The 17,341-nt window shown below is 62.0% G+C and carries 19 protein-coding genes and 1 tRNA gene; 11 read left to right on the top strand and 9 right to left on the bottom strand.

The genetic code is table 11. The features are described from left to right. The first annotated feature begins 175 nt into the window (after positions 1 to 175). From BMY38_RS02710 to BMY38_RS02735, 6 genes are all read left to right on the top strand, one after another. The gene (locus tag BMY38_RS02710) at positions 176 to 1,021 is read left to right on the top strand and encodes a hypothetical protein (protein WP_092759528.1); all 846 of its coding nucleotides are present in this window, start codon (positions 176 to 178) and stop codon (positions 1,019 to 1,021) included. Between the two features lie 116 nt (positions 1,022 to 1,137). After that, positions 1,138 to 2,019 (top strand): endonuclease/exonuclease/phosphatase family protein, encoded by an 882-nt coding sequence (locus tag BMY38_RS02715; RefSeq protein ID WP_092759531.1) that lies wholly within the window; start codon positions 1,138 to 1,140, stop codon positions 2,017 to 2,019. Positions 2,020 to 2,077: 58 nt separating this feature from the next. Further along, positions 2,078 to 3,181 (top strand): 3-isopropylmalate dehydrogenase, encoded by a 1,104-nt coding sequence (gene leuB / locus BMY38_RS02720; RefSeq protein WP_092759533.1) that lies wholly within the window; start codon positions 2,078 to 2,080, stop codon positions 3,179 to 3,181. A 70-nt stretch (positions 3,182 to 3,251) separates the two neighbouring features. Continuing rightward, positions 3,252 to 4,226 carry a DMT family transporter gene (locus tag BMY38_RS02725; RefSeq protein WP_424337865.1) on the top strand — a complete coding sequence of 325 codons (975 nt, stop codon included), beginning with the start codon at positions 3,252 to 3,254 and terminating at the stop codon, positions 4,224 to 4,226. 54 nt (positions 4,227 to 4,280) lie between these two features. Beyond that, positions 4,281 to 4,892, top strand: a complete 612-nt coding sequence (locus BMY38_RS02730) for a methyl-accepting chemotaxis protein (protein ID WP_092759537.1) — start codon at positions 4,281 to 4,283, stop codon at positions 4,890 to 4,892. 43 nt (positions 4,893 to 4,935) lie between these two features. After that, positions 4,936 to 5,012: transfer RNA gene (locus tag BMY38_RS02735), tRNA-Pro, on the top strand. 105 nt (positions 5,013 to 5,117) lie between these two features. On the opposite strand, the gene BMY38_RS02740 is transcribed toward BMY38_RS02735, so the two are convergent. The 9 genes from BMY38_RS02740 to BMY38_RS02775 form a co-directional block, all read right to left on the bottom strand. Then, positions 5,118 to 5,714 (bottom strand): peptide-methionine (R)-S-oxide reductase, encoded by a 597-nt coding sequence (locus BMY38_RS02740; protein WP_139204640.1) that lies wholly within the window; start codon positions 5,712 to 5,714, stop codon positions 5,118 to 5,120. 137 nt (positions 5,715 to 5,851) lie between these two features. Continuing rightward, positions 5,852 to 5,977: a hypothetical protein gene (locus tag BMY38_RS18545; RefSeq protein WP_281243199.1), complete on the bottom strand. Its 126-nt coding sequence runs from the start codon at positions 5,975 to 5,977 to the stop codon at positions 5,852 to 5,854. Between the two features lie 5 nt (positions 5,978 to 5,982). After that, positions 5,983 to 7,224: a formate dehydrogenase subunit gamma gene (locus BMY38_RS02745; RefSeq protein ID WP_092761115.1), complete on the bottom strand. Its 1,242-nt coding sequence runs from the start codon at positions 7,222 to 7,224 to the stop codon at positions 5,983 to 5,985. A 67-nt stretch (positions 7,225 to 7,291) separates the two neighbouring features. Continuing rightward, positions 7,292 to 7,891 (bottom strand): formate dehydrogenase FDH3 subunit beta, encoded by a 600-nt coding sequence (fdh3B, locus tag BMY38_RS02750; RefSeq protein WP_092759539.1) that lies wholly within the window; start codon positions 7,889 to 7,891, stop codon positions 7,292 to 7,294. Between the two features lie 11 nt (positions 7,892 to 7,902). After that, positions 7,903 to 10,923 carry a formate dehydrogenase subunit alpha gene (locus tag BMY38_RS02755; protein WP_092759541.1) on the bottom strand — a complete coding sequence of 1,007 codons (3,021 nt, stop codon included), beginning with the start codon at positions 10,921 to 10,923 and terminating at the stop codon, positions 7,903 to 7,905. Positions 10,924 to 10,936: 13 nt separating this feature from the next. Beyond that, positions 10,937 to 11,131 (bottom strand): hypothetical protein, encoded by a 195-nt coding sequence (locus BMY38_RS02760; protein WP_092759543.1) that lies wholly within the window; start codon positions 11,129 to 11,131, stop codon positions 10,937 to 10,939. Between the two features lie 25 nt (positions 11,132 to 11,156). Beyond that, complete coding sequence (locus tag BMY38_RS02765) at positions 11,157 to 11,771, bottom strand: TorD/DmsD family molecular chaperone (RefSeq protein WP_092759545.1); 615 nt, start codon at positions 11,769 to 11,771, stop codon at positions 11,157 to 11,159. Then, the gene (locus tag BMY38_RS02770; protein ID WP_092759547.1) at positions 11,768 to 12,352 is read right to left on the bottom strand and encodes a DUF3306 domain-containing protein; all 585 of its coding nucleotides are present in this window, start codon (positions 12,350 to 12,352) and stop codon (positions 11,768 to 11,770) included. Before BMY38_RS02770 ends, BMY38_RS02765 begins: the two co-directional genes overlap by 4 nt. Next, on the bottom strand, positions 12,349 to 12,897 hold the full coding sequence (locus BMY38_RS02775; RefSeq protein WP_245737480.1) for a DUF3305 domain-containing protein: 549 nt from the start codon (positions 12,895 to 12,897) through the stop codon (positions 12,349 to 12,351). Before BMY38_RS02775 ends, BMY38_RS02770 begins: the two co-directional genes overlap by 4 nt. Before the next feature lie 124 nt (positions 12,898 to 13,021). Here BMY38_RS02775 and BMY38_RS02780 point away from each other — a divergent pair, with 124 nt between their 5' ends. The 5 genes from BMY38_RS02780 to BMY38_RS02800 are packed head-to-tail and all read left to right on the top strand — an operon-like array spanning position 13,022 to position 17,340. Beyond that, a complete protein-coding gene (locus BMY38_RS02780) occupies positions 13,022 to 14,941 on the top strand; it encodes a 4Fe-4S binding protein (RefSeq protein ID WP_092759549.1) in 1,920 nt (639 codons plus the stop codon). 9 nt (positions 14,942 to 14,950) lie between these two features. Further along, complete coding sequence (locus BMY38_RS02785; protein WP_092759551.1) at positions 14,951 to 15,142, top strand: DUF6494 family protein; 192 nt, start codon at positions 14,951 to 14,953, stop codon at positions 15,140 to 15,142. After that, positions 15,139 to 16,206, top strand: a complete 1,068-nt coding sequence (locus BMY38_RS02790) for an Mrp/NBP35 family ATP-binding protein (RefSeq protein WP_092759553.1) — start codon at positions 15,139 to 15,141, stop codon at positions 16,204 to 16,206. The genes BMY38_RS02785 and BMY38_RS02790 overlap by 4 nt, the downstream gene beginning before the upstream one ends. After that, positions 16,199 to 16,870, top strand: coding sequence for a biotin/lipoate--protein ligase family protein (locus BMY38_RS02795; RefSeq protein WP_092759555.1), 672 nt, complete (start codon positions 16,199 to 16,201; stop codon positions 16,868 to 16,870). Before BMY38_RS02790 ends, BMY38_RS02795 begins: the two co-directional genes overlap by 8 nt. Next, entirely contained in the window at positions 16,867 to 17,340 is a 474-nt protein-coding gene (locus tag BMY38_RS02800) for a DUF6505 family protein (protein WP_092759557.1), read from the top strand. The genes BMY38_RS02795 and BMY38_RS02800 overlap by 4 nt, the downstream gene beginning before the upstream one ends. The last annotated feature ends 1 nt before the right edge of the window (position 17,341 follow it).

The following is a 17,341-nucleotide window of genomic DNA, read 5'->3' on the forward strand; positions in this document are numbered from 1 at the left end:
TTTGCGGCTTTCTGGGCACACAAATTCGCCCAAGGCTTTGCGTTCTGCCTCAGCCGGTTGCGAGGCGAAGTTAAACAAGGCACGTTGGTGGCAAGAATGAGGCAGTCGCCCCAACGAGGGCAGAGCAAACAAGGTCCCAACTCATAAGGGACCATCCGGCAAGGATGAACAGGCAGTGATTTCGCAGCTTCCCGGTGCGTGCATCCGTGCGCTACTCATGGTGTCGATGGTCTTGACCCCATCGCTGATGCTGCCCGAGATGAATTCCCAGATCAGTGATGCGACAGTTCTGATCGCTTTGTTCGCCGCCCTTTTCGTGATCGTGGAATATGGCTCCACCTACCCCGGTCTGGTCGAGTTTCGCGGCGCGCCGCCGTTCAACCGCGTGCGCTTCATCACGCTGTTCGTTACGCTGACGCTGATTGCCATTGCGCTGTCGGGCAAGCAGGACGCTTCGCTTCTGTCGCGGCTGGTCATGGCTGTGGGCGTTCTGCTGGGGCAGTCAATGGACTTCCCGCTATCGCCGATCCGCCTGATTTTGTGGTTGCTGCCCGAAGGGACAACATTGTCCGAGGCGCACAGTGTCCGCGCAGCCGCCGGTCTTGCCTACCTGACGTCGCTGGTGGGGTTGACGATCTTTGCGATCATGATCCGTGTCAAAGGCTGGCCCTCTCCGACGGGCAGCTTCAACGTCTGGATCAATCTGCCGACCTTCGACCCGACCGCCGGAGCCGATGTCGTCAAGCGTCTCAATCGTGACGGTGCCGTTAACATTCTGTTAGGGCTTATGCTGCCATATCTGACACCACCGATCGCGATGTTCATCGCAAACTCCTACGGGATCTCGATGATGAACAGCGATCTGATGATGGTCTGGGTGATGTCGCTATGGGCCTTTCTGCCTACTTCTCTCTTCCTGCGTGGCATCGCGATGCGTCGACTTGCGCTGATGATCTCGCAGAAACGTCGCCGTTTCGGCACCGATGGCGCGATCCCCGATCCGGCATTCATGCCCGCCTGACGTCAATTGGCGCGGCCGTCGCAGCCTCTGTCTGGCTGACGGCCTGTGCCGCATCTGCGGAAATCATCCGCTTTGCAACTTATGATACCGGGCTGGGCCGCAAGGGGCCGGGCGTGATGCTGCGCGACCTGCGGGCCGCCAGGAACGAACAGTCCGAGGCCGCGCTGGCGGTCATCGCCGCCGGTCAGGCTGACGTGATCCTGTTGATGGACGTCGACTGGGACCAGGGTGGCCTTGGGCTGGATGCACTGGCCGAGCGGTTGGCCGAACTGGGTCAGAGCTATCCATATCGACTGTCGCTGCGTCCGAACTCCGGTATCCCGTCCGGTGTCGATCTGGACGGCGACGGCACCACGCACGAGGCGCGGGATGCGCTGGGTTACGGCTGGTTTACCGGCGACAGCGGGCTGGCTCTGTTGTCGCGCTATCCGCTGGGCACGACACGTGACCTGAGCGGTATGCGCTGGTCCGACAGATCTGAAGCTGCGCAGCTTCTGTCGCCGGAAGCGCGTCAGATTGTTCCACTGGCCACGACGGCGCAATGGGTCGTGCCAGTGACACTGGGCACGACCGAGATTACGCTGATCACCCTTTCGGCGGGCACCCCGGTGTTCGACGGTCCGGAAGATCGGAACGGTCTGCGCAATCGTGACGAGCTGGCGCTGGTCTCGGAACTTGCCCGGGATGCCGACCTACCGTTGGTCATGGGCCGTGCCAATCAGGACCCGGAGCGGGGGGAAGGTGTTCGGGAGGCCCTGTTCGATTTACTGAACCTGACCGCACTGCAGGATGCCCGACCAACCGCGCTGGACGGATCGTCGGCGACTGTACGCTGGGACGGTCCGGGTGAGATGCGCGTCGATTACGTCCTGCCGCCGCGCGCGCTGAGTGTGGTCGGTGCGGGCATCATCTGGCCCGAGCCGGGCGATCCTCTGCGCGACACCACCGAAACCGCCGGCCCCGCGCGGCTGGTCTGGGTCGATGTGACGGTTCCTTGACGCTTGCCGGGTCAGGGACTACGCCACCGTCAACCGGATAACGAAAGGCCCCAGACACATGGCGAACCCCTCCCTCCTGATCCTGCCGGGCGACGGTATCGGTCCCGAAGTCATGGCCGAAGTCCGCCGCGTGATCGACTGGTTCGGTGCGAACAAGAACCTGACCTTCGACGTGTCCGAAGACCTTGTGGGCGGCGTGGCGTATGACAAGCACGGCACGCCGCTGACCGACGAGACGATGGCCCGCGCGCAGAAGGTTGATGCCGTCCTGCTGGGCGCTGTCGGTGGCCCGGCCTACGACAACCTCGATTTCAGCGTGAAGCCAGAACGTGGCTTGCTGCGCCTGCGCAAGGAGATGGACCTGTTTTCCAACCTGCGCCCGGCACAGTGCTTTGACGCGCTGGCCGATTTTTCTTCGCTGAAAAAAGAGATCGTCGCCGGTCTGGACATCATGATCGTTCGGGAACTGACCTCCGGGGTGTATTTCGGCGAACCGCGCGGCATACACAAGGAAGGCAACGAGCGGGTCGGGATCAACACGCAGCGTTATACCGAATCGGAAATCGCCCGCGTCGCCCGCTCGGCGTTCGAACTGGCGCGCAAGCGGTCGAACAAGGTCTGTTCGATGGAAAAAGCCAACGTGATGGAGAGTGGTATCCTGTGGCGCGATGTCGTGCAGGAAATCCACGATGCCGAATACCCGGACGTGGAGCTGTCACACATGTATGCCGACAACGGCGCGATGCAGCTGGTCCGCGCGCCCAAGCAGTTTGACGTCATCGTGACCGACAACCTGTTTGGTGACGTGCTGTCGGATTGCGCCGCGATGCTGACCGGGAGCCTGGGCATGTTGCCGTCTGCATCGCTGGGTCTGCCGATGGCAAACGGTCGTCCCAAGGCGATGTATGAGCCGGTTCACGGATCGGCCCCCGATATCACCGGACAAGGCAAGGCCAACCCGATCGCCTGCATCCTGAGCTTTGCGATGGCCCTGCGCTATTCCTTCGACGAGGGGGCATATGCCGACCTGCTGGAAGGCGCGGTCGAGAAAGTGCTGGCCGATGGCGCACGCACGGCGGACCTGATGGGCCCGGATGGCGGCACCCCGATCAGTACGACCGAAATGGGCGATGCAATCCTGGCGGCGCTGGACGCCGCCTGACCTGAGCCAACCGCGACGCTCCTTCGGGAGGAGGGTGTCGCGGCCTCATATAAAACTCCGGAGCGTGACCTTGCCCGACAAATCCTCCCCCCTTCCCGGTATCCTTCTGTCGCTTGCGGCCTTCGGGCTGTTTTCGACTCATGACATCGCGGTCAAAATGCTGGGCAGCGATTATGCGGTGTTCCAGATCGTGTTCTTCAGCGTCCTGCTCAGCTTTCCGCTGGTGATCTTTATGCTGCTGCGGGACAACGAAAACGGCACGCTGATCCCGCGCCATCCCTGGTGGACCGCGCTGCGAACGGTCTCGGCGGTGATCACCGGATTCTGTGCCTTCTACGCCTTCTCCGTCCTGCCGCTGGCTCAGGTCTATGCCATCATCTTCGCTTCGCCGCTTTTGATCACAATTCTGGCAATTCCCGTTCTGGGCGAAAAGGTCGGCCTTCACCGCGGGGCCGCCGTCGTGGCCGGTTTGATCGGGGTCATGGTGGTTCTGCGACCCAGCGACCTGAATCTCGGGCTGGGTCACGCGGCGGCGCTGACGGCGGCTTTCACCGGCGCGCTGGCTTCGGTGATCGTGCGCAAGATCGGGCGCGACGAACGCTCGGCGGTGCTGCTGCTTTATCCGATGGTGGCGAATTTTGCGGTGATGGGGATGCTGATGCCCTTCGTCTATCGTCCGATGCCGCTGGGCGATCTGGGGCTGTGGGCGATGATGGCCGCCCTGGCATTTCTGGCATCGCTCGCGTTGATCCAGGCATACCGCAGGGCCGATGCGGTTCTGGTCGCGCCGATGCAGTACAGCCAGATCCTCTGGGCCGCGCTTTACGGATGGGTGTTCTTCGACGAGACCATCGACCGGGGAACGGCGATCGGTGCGGGCATCATCATCGCGTCGGGCCTATATATCGTGCTGCGCGAAGGACGGGGGCGATCGCGAAATGCGCCCGTCCTGCGCACAAGGTCCCGCGCCGAGACGGGAACGACACCGCGCATTTCGCCCCTGCTGTCGGCCAAGGATCGTGCTGTACCGCAGGACGAGACTTAACTCGCCTTTAATGCCGCGCTGCTATCGCACAGTGAAAGCAAGTGGGATGCAATCATGCGGCAAAAGGAAACCTGGCAAAACGATCCCATCGTCCGGGTGGAAAAACACCTGTATCCGTTGATCCCCGGCCTGTTGCGGCATTCCATATCTGCCAAGGCGGCTGGCGCCGACCTGATTCGCGCGGTGCAAAAGGCCGCCTCTGCACTGCGGGCAGCACAACACAGGTATCTCGACCCGATAGACATCAAGTTGACCCCCGACACGCGATCGAAGTTCGATGATATGGCGAATCTGCTGGATCGGATCGCCGCAGCCCTGCGCGACCCCGCTGGCCTGGAAGCGACGAATTTTCTGGATGTCGAGTATCTGTGCGGTGCGTTCACCGATCATGTCGAGTCGACGCTGGACGCGCTGAGGGCTGATTTTCTGAACGAGGTTCTGGCACGGCAGGAGCGGGCAAAAATGCTCTCGACCATCGCGGCCAAGGAAGTGACCTCGATCAGTCGCCAGATCTATTTCATCTCGATCAATGCGTCGGTCGAAGCGGCGCGGGCGGGGGATGCCGGTCGCGGATTCGCAGTTATCGGAGAGCAGATTCGCGGTCTGTCACAGGATGCCGCAGCGGCACTGAAACGCATGTCGGGCAGCGGTGCGCGGCTGCAATAACGCTTGCCACCAACGGGTGGGGCCGATATGCCCCGCGCACGGTCGGGCTGTGGCGCAGCCTGGTAGCGCATCTGCTTCGGGAGCAGGGGGTCGGAGGTTCGAATCCTCTCAGCCCGACCAGTTTCAGCACATCGAGAACACCCGGCCTGTTGGACCGATTGCCGAACGAGCGTCCGCTATATAATGCCCGCGCAATCAGAGCTTCGGAGCATTTCAGCGTATCCGTCAGGCCGCTTCGGGCGAGAAGTTCAGTGAAGTGCCATTGATGCAATGCACCAACTTGTTCTCGACGTACAGAATGTGACCAAGATGCGAGGCACAGCGTCGGCAATGCACTTCCAGCGACAGCAGCGGGTCAAGGAGATCGCGTTCCTCATCGGAAAACTGTGAAATGTCGACCTCGGTCGGTAGCATGGGCGCGTCTTTATCACCGTCTCTTTGGGCGAACTGGGAATAGACCGACTTGTCGATCCCGGTCAGAACCGAATTCGGATAGGAATGGCGATAAAACAGCCAGCCCTTGTCGATCACGACCTTGAACCGTCCTTCGTATAGCGGAAGATCGCAGCCCTTGCAGGTGTAGGTTCCGTCCTCCTCACTGTCCCAGAGCGGGTCCGATTTCGGGGCTTCGGTCCCGCCAAGGCGCATGATCGTGTATTCGGTTTCAGTCAGCATCGCGCGCCATTCCTCGTCAGTCCGCGTGACTTCGAAGTGAAAGGCGTCGCCATCCCTGGCAATCGCCCGACCTCCCAGTGCCATGCCCGCAAATGCGGCGGGAACTGAGCTGAACAGGAATCGGCGCGTCGTCCTTATCTTCAACATAACAATAACCTCCGGAATATATCGCTCATCAGACCGGAGATGGAGCCTTTAGGCGACTCAATTGTGCGGCACGAAGTTTGATCAGCTTGTGATCAGACGCGTTCGATCGGTAGCAATCCGCCTATCGCGCCGGCGGATCAGTTCAGTCTGACGGAGGAAGCGGCCTGTCGCTCGGCTGAAGAAAAACCAGCGTTATCATAGGCAACCTGTGCGATCACGGCGATCAGCAGAGCGCTGGCGAATGCGGCGAACATGGTTTTCATCGTCTCTACTCCGCTGGTGCGTTGCCGGGTCTGTCCCGCTCAGCCATGATTTTTTCTGCCCAGATCGAATGGTGTTCAACCGCCCATTGCTCCTCGACCTCGCCCTTACCCATGGCGTCGTAGGCCCCTTCCATCCCGACAGAGCCAAGATAGATATGCGCGAAGATCACGGCGGTCATTCCGAAGGCGACGATGCCATGCCAGATCTGGGAATACTGCATCTCTTCCTGCGGAGTCAGGTCGATGGGCAGCGGTCCAAGCCCGACAAGTTGCGGCAAACCCCAGTCATTGAGCAGCCCGAAGGTCGAGGCGAACATCGGCAATTCGAAAGGGAACAACATCGACAGGCCGGAAACCGAAAGCGATGCGCCGCCAAGTATAACGATCCAGAAAATGATTTTCTGGCCTGCGTTGAACTTGCGTGCAGGCACATGGCCCTTGCCGAAAATGCCGCCGCCGCGCGCCAGCCATATCAGGTCGTCCTTGTTTGGAATATTCTGGAGGACCCACATGAAGAAGATCATCACAAGACCGATCATGAAGGCCCAGCTGATGTTGTTGTGGACCCATTTGGAGGCGATGGCGACCGGCGCCCAGCCTTCGGCCCCAAACAGCGGAATAAATGCGATCCGCCCGAACAGTACCAACAGTCCAGTGATCGCCAGGGCAATGAAGCTGCCTGCGGTCAGCCAGTGGCCAAAGCGTTCATAGGTCTTGAACCGCAAAAGGGTGCGCCCGGTTCTGGGTCCTTCGATCCGGATGCGACCCCGGATCACGAAGAACAGCGCCAGGAGTGCCAGGGTCACCAGCAGCAAGATGCCGCCCCAGATTCGCAGCGGCCCCGCGCGCCATTTCAGCCAGGTCATACCACCATCCTGAATCAATACGGTCGCAGCCGGGCCACGTTGCTGTGTCGTGATCGGGATGGAGTTGAAACGAATGCCGCGCCAGAGTTCCGGATCGGATGCGCCACCCAGTGTGCCGAGGTCATCGGTTATCGGCAATCCGATGCCGCCAGTGTCTGCCGCGCGGGAGGCATCGTTGAGGACAGGCTGATCCTGACCCTCTCGTTGCGCCTGCTGTCGGGCCATGATGTCTGCCAGCGTCGGCGCGCCGCCGGTCGCCGAACGGTCCAGCGACTGAACGTCCGGAGCGGTGCCCCCCGGTGGAATCACATCCACGGATACGCCTTCCTGCGCCATTGCAGGAAGGGTGAATGCGATCAGAAACAGAAACGCACGGATCATGGATGTTCCCCCAGAAGCCAGGACGGCCCGCCCCGATTTGCCGGAGCCAGCCAGATCGGGAATGATTTCAGCCGTCGCGGACTTCGGGACCATAGGCCGTGGACCAACCCCAGGCGCCCGAACCGAATCCACGCGCCACTATCCGCTCGCGGTATATCGAACTGACCTCGTTCGAATCCCCGGCCAGCAAGGCCTTGGTCGAGCACATTTCGGCGCAGATCGGAAGTTTGCCCTCGGCGATACGGTTGCGACCGTATTTGGTGAACTCCGCCTCGCTGAAATCTTCCTCCGGTCCACCGGCACAGAACGTGCATTTGTCCATCTTGCCGCGCGATCCGAAATTGCCGGCGGTCGGATATTGTGGTGCGCCGAACGGACAGGCGTAAAAGCAATAGCCGCATCCGATGCAGAGATCCTTGGAGTGCAGGACAATGCCGTCATCGGTTTGGTAAAACACGTCGGTCGGACAAACCGCCATGCAGGGCGGATCGGAGCAGTGCATACAGGCGACCGAGATCGAGCGTTCGCCCGGCTGACCGTCCTGAATGGTGACCACCTTGCGGCGGTTGATGCCCCATGGAACGTCGTTTTCGTTCTTGCAGGCGGTGACGCAGGCGTTGCACTCGATGCAGCGCTCGGCGTCGACGAGAAATTTCGCTCTTCCCATGATCTCTCTCCTTACGCCGTGTAGATTTTACACAGGGTGCACTTGGTTTCCTGCATCTGGGTCACCGAGTCATAGCCGTAGGTCTGGGCAATATTGGTCGATTCCCCCAGAACATAGGGATCGGCCCCTTCGGGATATTTGTCCCGCAGGTCGCGCCCTTCGAAGATGCCGCCGAAGTGGAATGGCATGAAGGCCACACCTTCTCCGACGCGCGGTGTCACCATGGCCTTGACCAGAACCTTGCCCTTTTCAGGGCCTTCGACCCAGACGTCATCTCCGTCGCGAACACCCAGATCATTGGCATCGCGCGGATTCATCTCGACGAACATTTCCTGCTGCAGTTCGGCCAGCCAGCGGTTGGAGCGGCTTTCGTCGCCCCCGCCTTCATATTCGACCAGACGCCCTGATGTCAGGATAAGCGGGTACTCTTCCGAAAAGTCATTTTCCTGGATCGAGGCATAGCGCGTCGGCAAACGCCAGAACTTCTTGTCTTCATAGGTACCGTATTCAGCGACCAGATCGCGGCGCGGCGTATACAGCGGCTCGCGATGCAGGGGCACCGGGTCGGGGAAAGTCCAGACCACGGCACGCGCCTTGGCGTTACCGAAGGGCGCACATCCGCGGGCGATTGCGACCCGCTGGATGCCGCCCGAGAGATCGGTCTTCCAATTCACACCACCGGTCTTCTGTTGGTAGTCGGATTCGATTTCGCCGGTCATTGTTTTCTCGCCGACTTCCTCCCCGTCGGTGGCACCTTCGGCCGGGGCTGTCGTCGCCTCGGGGCGTCCGTCGGGGAAGCCTGCCACCCGGTTAATCGAGTCGACCTCGTCCTGCGTCAGATCGCTGTCCCATCCCAGGTCACGCAACATCTGCATCGTGAATTCGGGATAACCGTCCTCGATTTCCGATCCGACAGAATAGACCCCCTCTGCCAGAAGGTTCTCGCCATCGCGTTCAACGCCGAACCGGGCGCGGAAGGTCAGGCCGCCTTCGGCCACCGGCAAGGACATATCGTAAAGGTTGGCCGTGCCGGGGTGGTTCATCTCGGGTGTGCCCCAGGATGGCCATGGCAGACCATAATAATCCCCGTCGGCCGGTCCGCCCACGGCGCGCAGCGTTGTCTTGTCGAACGTGTGCTGATTGGCCATGTGCGTCTTGAGACGTTCGGGCGACTGGCCCGTATAGCCGATGGTCCACATGCCGCGATTGAACTCGCGGGTGATGTCTTCGATATTCGGCTCTCCGTTTTCGACCGCGATGTTGCGGAAGATGCGGTCCGCGAAGCCCAGCTTGGTGGCGAACTTGGCCATGATCGTATGATCGGGCAAAGATTCGAACAACGGCTCCACGATCCGATCGCGCCACTGCAGGGAGCGGTTGGAGGCTGTGACAGAACCGCGTGTTTCATACTGGGTCGAAGCGGGCAGGATATAGACGCCATCTTCGCGATCATTCATCACAGCCGTCAGGGTCGGATAGGGGTCGATCACCACCAGAAGATCCAGCTTCTCCATCGCCGTCTTCATTTCCGTCATACGCGTCTGGCTGTTGGGCGCATGGCCCCAGAATATCATCGCACGGGTGTTGTCGGGCTGGTCGATATTCTCGGCATCCTCCAGAACGCCGTCGATCCAGCGCGACACAGGGATGCCCGTCTCGTTCATCATCATGCGGTCGGCCCCGTCGGCGCCCTTGCCCTCCATGACGTCGAAGTTCGACTTGAGCCAGTCCAGGTCTTCTTCCCACACCCGTGCCCAATGCGCCCAGCTGCCGTCCGACAGGCCGTAGTATCCCGGCAGCGTGTCCGCCAGAACACCCAGATCGGTCGCACCCTGCACATTGTCATGGCCACGGAAGATGTTGGTTCCTCCACCGGAGATTCCTATGTTGCCCAGTGCAAGTTGCAAAATGCAGTAGGCCCGCGTGTTGTTGTTGCCGTTGGTGTGCTGAGTGCCACCCATGCACCAGATGACCGTGCCGGGCCGGTTTTCCGAGAGTTGACGCGCAACCCGGCGAAGTTGCGAACCGGGTGCTCCGGTCACGCGCTCGACTTCTTCCGGGGTCCACCTGGCCACTTCTTCACGAATCTGGTCCATGCCCCAGACGCGGGTGCGGATGAATTCCTTATCCTCCCACCCGTTATCGAAGATATGATACAGAATGCCCCAGACCAGCGCGACGTCTGTGCCTGGCCGGAAGCGCACATATTCGTCGGCATGCGCCGCAGTGCGAGTGTACCGGGGGTCGCAGACGATCAACGGGGCGGAATTCTCTTCCTTGGCCTTCAGCAGATGCAGAAGCGACACGGGGTGCGCCTCTGCCGGGTTGCCGCCGATAAGAAAGATTGCCTTGGAATTGTGGATGTCATTGAAGCTGTTCGTCATGGCGCCATAGCCCCATGTGTTGGCCACGCCGGCAACAGTAGTCGAGTGGCAGATGCGCGCTTGGTGATCGACGTTGTTGGTGCCCCAGTAGGCGGCGAATTTGCGGAACAGATAGGCCTGTTCATTGTTGTGCTTCGCGGACCCCAGCCAATAGACTGAATCCGGCCCGCTTTCTTCCTTGATAGACGTTATCTGGTCGCCGATCTCCTCGATGGCCTGATCCCAGCTGATGCGTTCCCAGACTCCGCCGACCTTCTTCATCGGATACTTCAGGCGGCGCTCGCCATGTGCCGTTTCGCGGACTGCGGCCCCTTTGGCGCAGTGGCCGCCCAGGTTGAACGGACTGTCATAGCCCGGCTCCTGGCCGAACCAGACGCCGTTCTCGACCTCGGCGATAACGGTACATCCGACCGCGCAGTGCGTGCAGACCGAGCGAATTTTCTCGGCCCCGGCAAGGGCCGGATATTCCGACATGTCGGCGCGGGCGACGGTGCCGCCAGTCGCGCCGATTGCGGCAAGACCGCCAATGGCCAGGCCCGATCCGCGCAGAAAAGCACGGCGGTCGACGCCAGATTTTGCAGCCCGGTTGATGACGCCGATGCCGCCGTTGCGACCGACTGGCGTGGACGTGGTTTTTCTACGAAGCATTCTGTCGTCCCCCTCAGAAGCGCGCGCTGGCGAAATAGGCGCGGGTATGTTCGGTATCGGCGAGGCCCTTTTGCGGCCCGGTCGCGACTTCGGCCTTCGCGGTGCCGGCTACGGTCGTGGCGGCAACGGCGGCGGGCGCGGCGACGGCCAGCTTCAGAAAGCCACGGCGGCCTTCATCCTGCGTCTTGACGTCGGTCTTGTCGGTCATGTCTCGTCCTCCAAAGACGCGGCCCTCAGGCGGCCGCCAGCCGGAACGCTTCGCGTTCGATTTCCATGAATTCACGCCCCACTTCGCCCACGCGGGCGTAGAGAGAGGCTTTTTTGGCTTTCGCCAGATCGGCGAAAAAGTGACCTGCCCATGGCGCAACATGCCTGGCCCAGAAATCGCGCTGACGCGACAAGGTCAGCGGATTGCCGAACCGCCCGACAATGATCGCGCCCAGCACTTCCATCAGTGAAGCGATCCCGTCTTCGGGTTCGAACACGCCGTCGGCACGGGCCAGACCCAGCGCGGCGAAATCGCGACGCAGCGCGCCCAGTGGCTTTTCATTGAGGAAACCGGTCAGGTAGAAACTGGCGTAAGGCAGCAATTCGCCGCGCCCCATGCCGATGAACAGATCGTTGTATTCGTGGCGCACAGCAGACGGGTCGGCGGTACGGGCGGCTTTCGCCAACCTGTTGATCGCCTGCCCCAGAGGCGTATCGTCGCCTTGCAGGGCCGCCGTCTGGTCCAGTGTCATCCGATCCATCGGACGCGCCAATACCAACCCAAGATAATTATAGAGATCCGCGCGAAGGCGGTCCTCCTGGGACGGCTGCCCCGGTCGCGCGGAAGCGCTGGCGTTCATGCGTCACTTTCCTCCTCGAAGGTGAAGCGCATCCGTGGGGATGGCATCACCGGCAGGGTCGCGAACTCCTCCTCCGCGACCTCACATTCCGAGGGTTTCACGGCAACCGGCTTTTCTGCAAGCAGTTTCTTTTCAATGGGCTGAGTCTCATTTTCCAGAGTCTTTTCGTCGGAAACCGACGTCACGACGCGCTTGACGTGAGCGGCCATACCTTTTCCGACCTCGTGGGATGTCTTTAAAGCGCCGCCATTCAAGCCGTTTCCGGTAAAGTCCCCGTCATAATCGTTCAGACCGTCGACGCAGGCCAATACGGGGTTCGACCGCCAGAGACTGCGCAGCGCACGATTGCGGATATGGGTCGGCACGACCTTGGCCAGAAAGGCGGCCACGTCGTCTCCGGATTTGATGGTGTCCGGGTCGGGCAGGTTCAGGTGCTTCAACAATTCCGCTTCGGTCATCCCGTCCTGGGTGGCGCGTTCGACCTTCAGGATTTCGGATTCCCTGGCCTCAGTCGCGGCAGCGGTTTCTGCCTTTTGCGCGTCTGCGACCGCTTGCTTTCGACGGGACCAGAAATCGCTCATTTCCGCGCCCTCAGCGATTGCGGCGTACGCCAGACGTCGGCGGGTTGAGTGATGCGCGCATCGCCGATGCCATCCTGCGCATCGCCCTGCCGATGCTTGTCGCGGCGGCGTTTGACGAACGGCTCGTCTTGGTGATGCAGGGCCACGAAAGCCTCGACCCATTCGATCATGCCCGCGGGCATCGCGACCTTCTCGACCCGATCCTCGGCGTCGATCTCGTGAAAGCTTGCCTCGAACGGCGAGGCGGTGACCAGAACCGGATCGGGCCGCCCGCCTCCGCGCAGCCCGACCCACACCGAAGGCACCTGCGACGTCAGGTTCTGCACCAGACTATCGGTATCCTTGCGATGAAGTTGCAACGTCAGGGTGGCGGCGTGATATTCGATTACGTCCCCATCCGTGCGCGTCATCCGCCAATCTGCGGCGGGCGCGCGCGGGACGATGCCTGCCAAGGTCCAGACATGCGCGATCCAGCGGGTCACACCGGGGCTGCGGCGCATCACGACGCCGACGGGCATTTCCACGATCTTGAGGGCTTGGAACATGGCACCTATGGTGACGCAGAAAGGTTGGTCATGAAAAGGGGAATCTTGATCTCTTTGCTGGCATTGCCTTGCAACCCTGCCCGCACCATGGCCATCTGACCTGCGGGAACAGAGGGAGATTGGAATGGCCGGACACCTTGTCCTGTGCAGTTGTGCGGGGTCGCAGACGCTTGACGCCGATGGCCTGTCGACGGCGACCGGACGTACCTGCTCCCGTGTTCACGATGCCTTGTGCCTGGCCGCACCGGATGTTGTCGCCCGTGCCTTTGCCGACGTCGATACGATCATGGCCTGCGGGCAGGAGGCCGAGGCCCTGACTGCTCTGGCGCAGGAGGTCGGTGCCCCGGCCCCCCGATTCACCGATATTCGCGACCGGGCTGGTTGGGGCGGGGGCGATCCGATGCCCAAGCAGGCCGCATTGCTGGCCGAAGCCGCCCTGACCCCTCCCGAACCGCGAGTGCTGGATGTCGTATCCGAAGGTCTGTGCCTGATTGTCGGGCCGGCCGACCTCGCCCTGGCGGCGGCGACGCGATTGCAGGACGCGCTTACTGTGACCGTACTGCTGTCCGAAGGGGCGGACGCACCTCAGGATCGCCGCTTCGATGCCGTTTCGGGCCGCATCTGTCGCGCGTCAGGCGCACTTGGCGGGTTCGAAATAACGCTGGACGCCTTGAGGCAGATCGACCCATCCGGGGCGGAGATCACGTTTGGTGCCCCCCGCGATGGCGCAAAATCCCATTGCGATGTAATTCTGGATCTGACCGGCGGCACGCCGCTGTTTCCCGCACACCACAAGCGGGACGGTTATCTTCGCCCCGACCCGAAGAACCCGTTGGCCGTGGCAGACGCGGTGCTGGAAGCCAGCCAGATGGTCGGCACATTCGAGAAAGTCCTGCACGTCCGCACCGAGCCGTCGCTCTGCGCCCATTCGCGGGCGGGGATCACCGGATGCACGAATTGCCTCGATCTTTGCCCGACCGGAGCGATCCTGCCCGACGGCGACCACGTGACCATCGACCCGATGGCCTGCGCCGGCTGCGGGGCCTGTTCGTCGGTCTGTCCGTCGGGTGCGGTGAGTTATGACGCGCCGCCCGTCGACGACATCTTCCGCCGGATCGAGGTGCTGGCCCGGACGTTCCGCAAACATGGTGTGACGCCGACCCTGCTGGTGCATGACGACTACGGGCGCGAGATGATCGCCCTGTCCGCCCGGCACGGCGGGGGCCTGCCAGACCACGCCGTGCCGCTGCACCTGCCCGCCATCGCTGTCTTCGGTCACGCCGAGATGATGGCCGCGCTGGGGGCGGGCTTCGCGCGCGTCGACATCCTGCCTTCACCTCAAACGGAACGCGACCCGATCAACGGCCAGATCATGTTGGCCAACGCGCTGGCCGGGCGCGATGCCGTACGGCTGGCGGAGGTTGCCGATCCGGATGCGCTGGAACACGCGACAGGCGAAGCATTTTCACCGGTCGATTACGATACCATCCTGCCGCTGGGTACGCGCCGTCAGGTCACGCGCGTCGCGGCGGCGACGATGCACGATGACACGCCGGTCCTGCCCCTGCCCAAGGGCGCACCCTATGGTGCCGTGATCGTCGATACCGACGCCTGCACGCTCTGCCTGTCGTGCGTGTCCCTGTGCCCGTCGGGCGCGCTGATGGACAATCCTGACCGGCCCGAATTGCGTTTTCAGGAAGACGCCTGCCTGCAATGCGGTCTCTGCGCCTCGCTCTGCCCCGAGACGGCGATCACCTTGCAGCCGCAGTTGAACCTGTCGCCCGACGCCCTGTCACCGCGAATTCTGAACCAGGAAGAACCCGCCGAATGTGTCGAATGCGGCAAGCCGTTCGGCGTCGCCTCCACCATCGAGCGGATCGCCGGAATGCTGGCAGACAAGCACCCTATGTTCGGCGCGGAAAAGGCCCGGATGATCCGGATGTGCGATACCTGTCGCGTAAACGCGATGGCGCATTCCACCGACAACCCGTTTCAGTCAAAGCCGCGCCCCAAGACGCGGACCAGCGACGATTATCTGAACTAGGAGATACCGATGTCCGACGATTTCAACATGTCCATGCGCAAGTTCCTCAAGCAGGTCGGCGTGACCTCGCAGCAGGAAATAGAAAAGGCCGCGCGCGCCTCCGGCCATTCCGGCCCGTTCAATGCAAAAGTCGTCCTGACGATCGACGGTCTGGAGCTTGAGCATGTCGTGACCGGCACGATCACCGGCACTCCGGAATGAGCGCACCATCGCGCGAGGATGTCCTCGCGGTTTTGAAAACCATTGATGCACCCGGTGGTGGCGACATCGTGTCTGCCGGTCTGGTCCGCGCGCTGTCGGTCGATGGCGGCGAAGCCCGGTTCGTGATGGAAATCGCGCCCAATCAGGCCACCGTCATGACCCCGGTGCGTGACGCTGCCGAAACGGCACTTTCGGCAATGCCCGGCATGGTCAAAGCTACTGTTCTGCTGACCGCACACAGCGACAAGGCCCCGCCCGACCTGAAGCCCGCTCGCGCCACCGCTGCACCTACGGGGCCACAGTCGGTGCCGGGTGTGGCCCGTATTATGGCCATCGCCAGCGGCAAGGGTGGTGTCGGAAAATCGACTCTGTCGGCAAATCTTGCCGTCGCGCTGGCTGCCGAGGGCCGTCGCGTCGGTCTGCTGGATGCAGATGTCTATGGCCCGTCGCAGCCCCGCATGCTGGGTGTGTCCGGGCGGCCGCAATCGCCCGATGGCAAAACAATCCTGCCGCTGCGCAACCATGGCGTCACGATGATGTCGATGGGCCTGATGACGAACGAGGATCAGGCTGTCGTCTGGCGCGGCCCGATGCTGATGGGCGCATTGCAGCAGATGATGACTCAGGTCCAGTGGGGCACGCTGGATGTGCTGATCGTCGATTTGCCGCCCGGCACCGGCGACGTGCAGATGACGCTGGGACAAAAGTATGCGGTCGATGGCGCGGTGATCGTCAGCACCCCGCAGGATGTCGCCCTGATCGACGCGCGCAAGGGTATCGACATGTTCAAGCAAATGGGCGTGCCGGTCGTCGGTATGGTCGAGAATATGTCGACGCATATCTGTTCGAACTGCGGACATGAGGAACATATCTTCGGCCACGGCGGTGTCGCGAAGGAGGCCGAGAAGCTGGGTATTCCCCTTCTGGCCGAAATTCCGCTGCATCTTTCAATCCGCGTGGCGGCGGACGGCGGCGCCCCCGTGGTGGCATCGAAACCCGAAAGCCCACAGGCAGAAGCCTATCGTGTGCTGGCCCGCAAGTTGGTCGAAATGGGTCATGCCTGAGATCATCGGCGACCTTACCTTTCCGCCGATGTTGCGCGGTATCATGGCGCCCGATCCTCGGGCGGCGGCCATCGCACAGGCACGAGCGGGGTGTGACGGAGGGTTGATCTGCTGGCGCGGCGGTGACGCACTTGAGGTTGGTCTGGTGCTGGCTCCGGACGTGGCACTGTCGCGGGCAATACAGATGTTGCCTCTGAGCGCGATGGCCTTGCGTGATGCGCTGGGCGCGATCGGTCCACCCGAACTGCCGATCCACCTGACGTGGGACGGGCGAATTCTTCTGAATGGTGCCGAAGCCGGACGGTCGCGGATCATAGCCTCCGCCGGGCAGGCGGAGGCCGTGCCGGATTGGATCGTCAGTCACCTGATATTTCGATTTCTACCTGTCGATGGCGACATTGATGTCACCGCGCTCTGGTCGGAAGGGGGCGGGGATGTCACGCCGGAAGACCTGTTGGAATCCTGGTCCCGGCACCTGCTGCATCGTCTTTCGGAATGGGACGACGGGCCGGAATCGCTGCATGTCGACCTGACGGGCTGTTCCTGGGAGCGGGAATCGAAGGACGCGGCCTTCATAGGGCTGGACGAATCGTTCGGTCGCTTGCGTCGCGACGGGGACGCGACCACAATGGACCCCCTGACAGACTTGCTGGAAACGCCATGAACCTCGCCCGCGCGATCCATTTCGACGACAGCGACCGGAACGTCTATCATGTGCCGGCCCGCACCGGCGAATGGTGCATCGCCGGCGGGTTCGAATTTTCGAACTGGTCGGAGGGCGATCTGGCGGGCAAGGCACGGCAGGCCTTCGCAAACGGCTGGCTGGGTCTGGAAACTTTCGGACGCGTCACCTTTGTCGCCGTCACCCGCATTGAACCTGCGGAGCGCGAGGCGCTGATCGCCGACCTTGCCGATCATTTTGTCCAGATGCACGGTGCGCCTTCGCTTGAGGCGGCCTATCCCGTTGCGACTCAGGAAATCGACGCGATGATCGACCTGTGTGACGGTGTCGATGCGAACCGGGTCCTGACCGTCGCGCGACAGTTGGGCGAGGCAGGCGTGACAGAGACGTTCCGTATTCTCGACGCACGCGAGGCCGAGATCGAGCAGGTCGCCGTTCACGGCGAGGAGTAGT

It is taken from the genome of Jannaschia helgolandensis (assembly GCF_900109285.1).
GTDB lineage: Bacteria > Pseudomonadota > Alphaproteobacteria > Rhodobacterales > Rhodobacteraceae > Jannaschia > Jannaschia helgolandensis.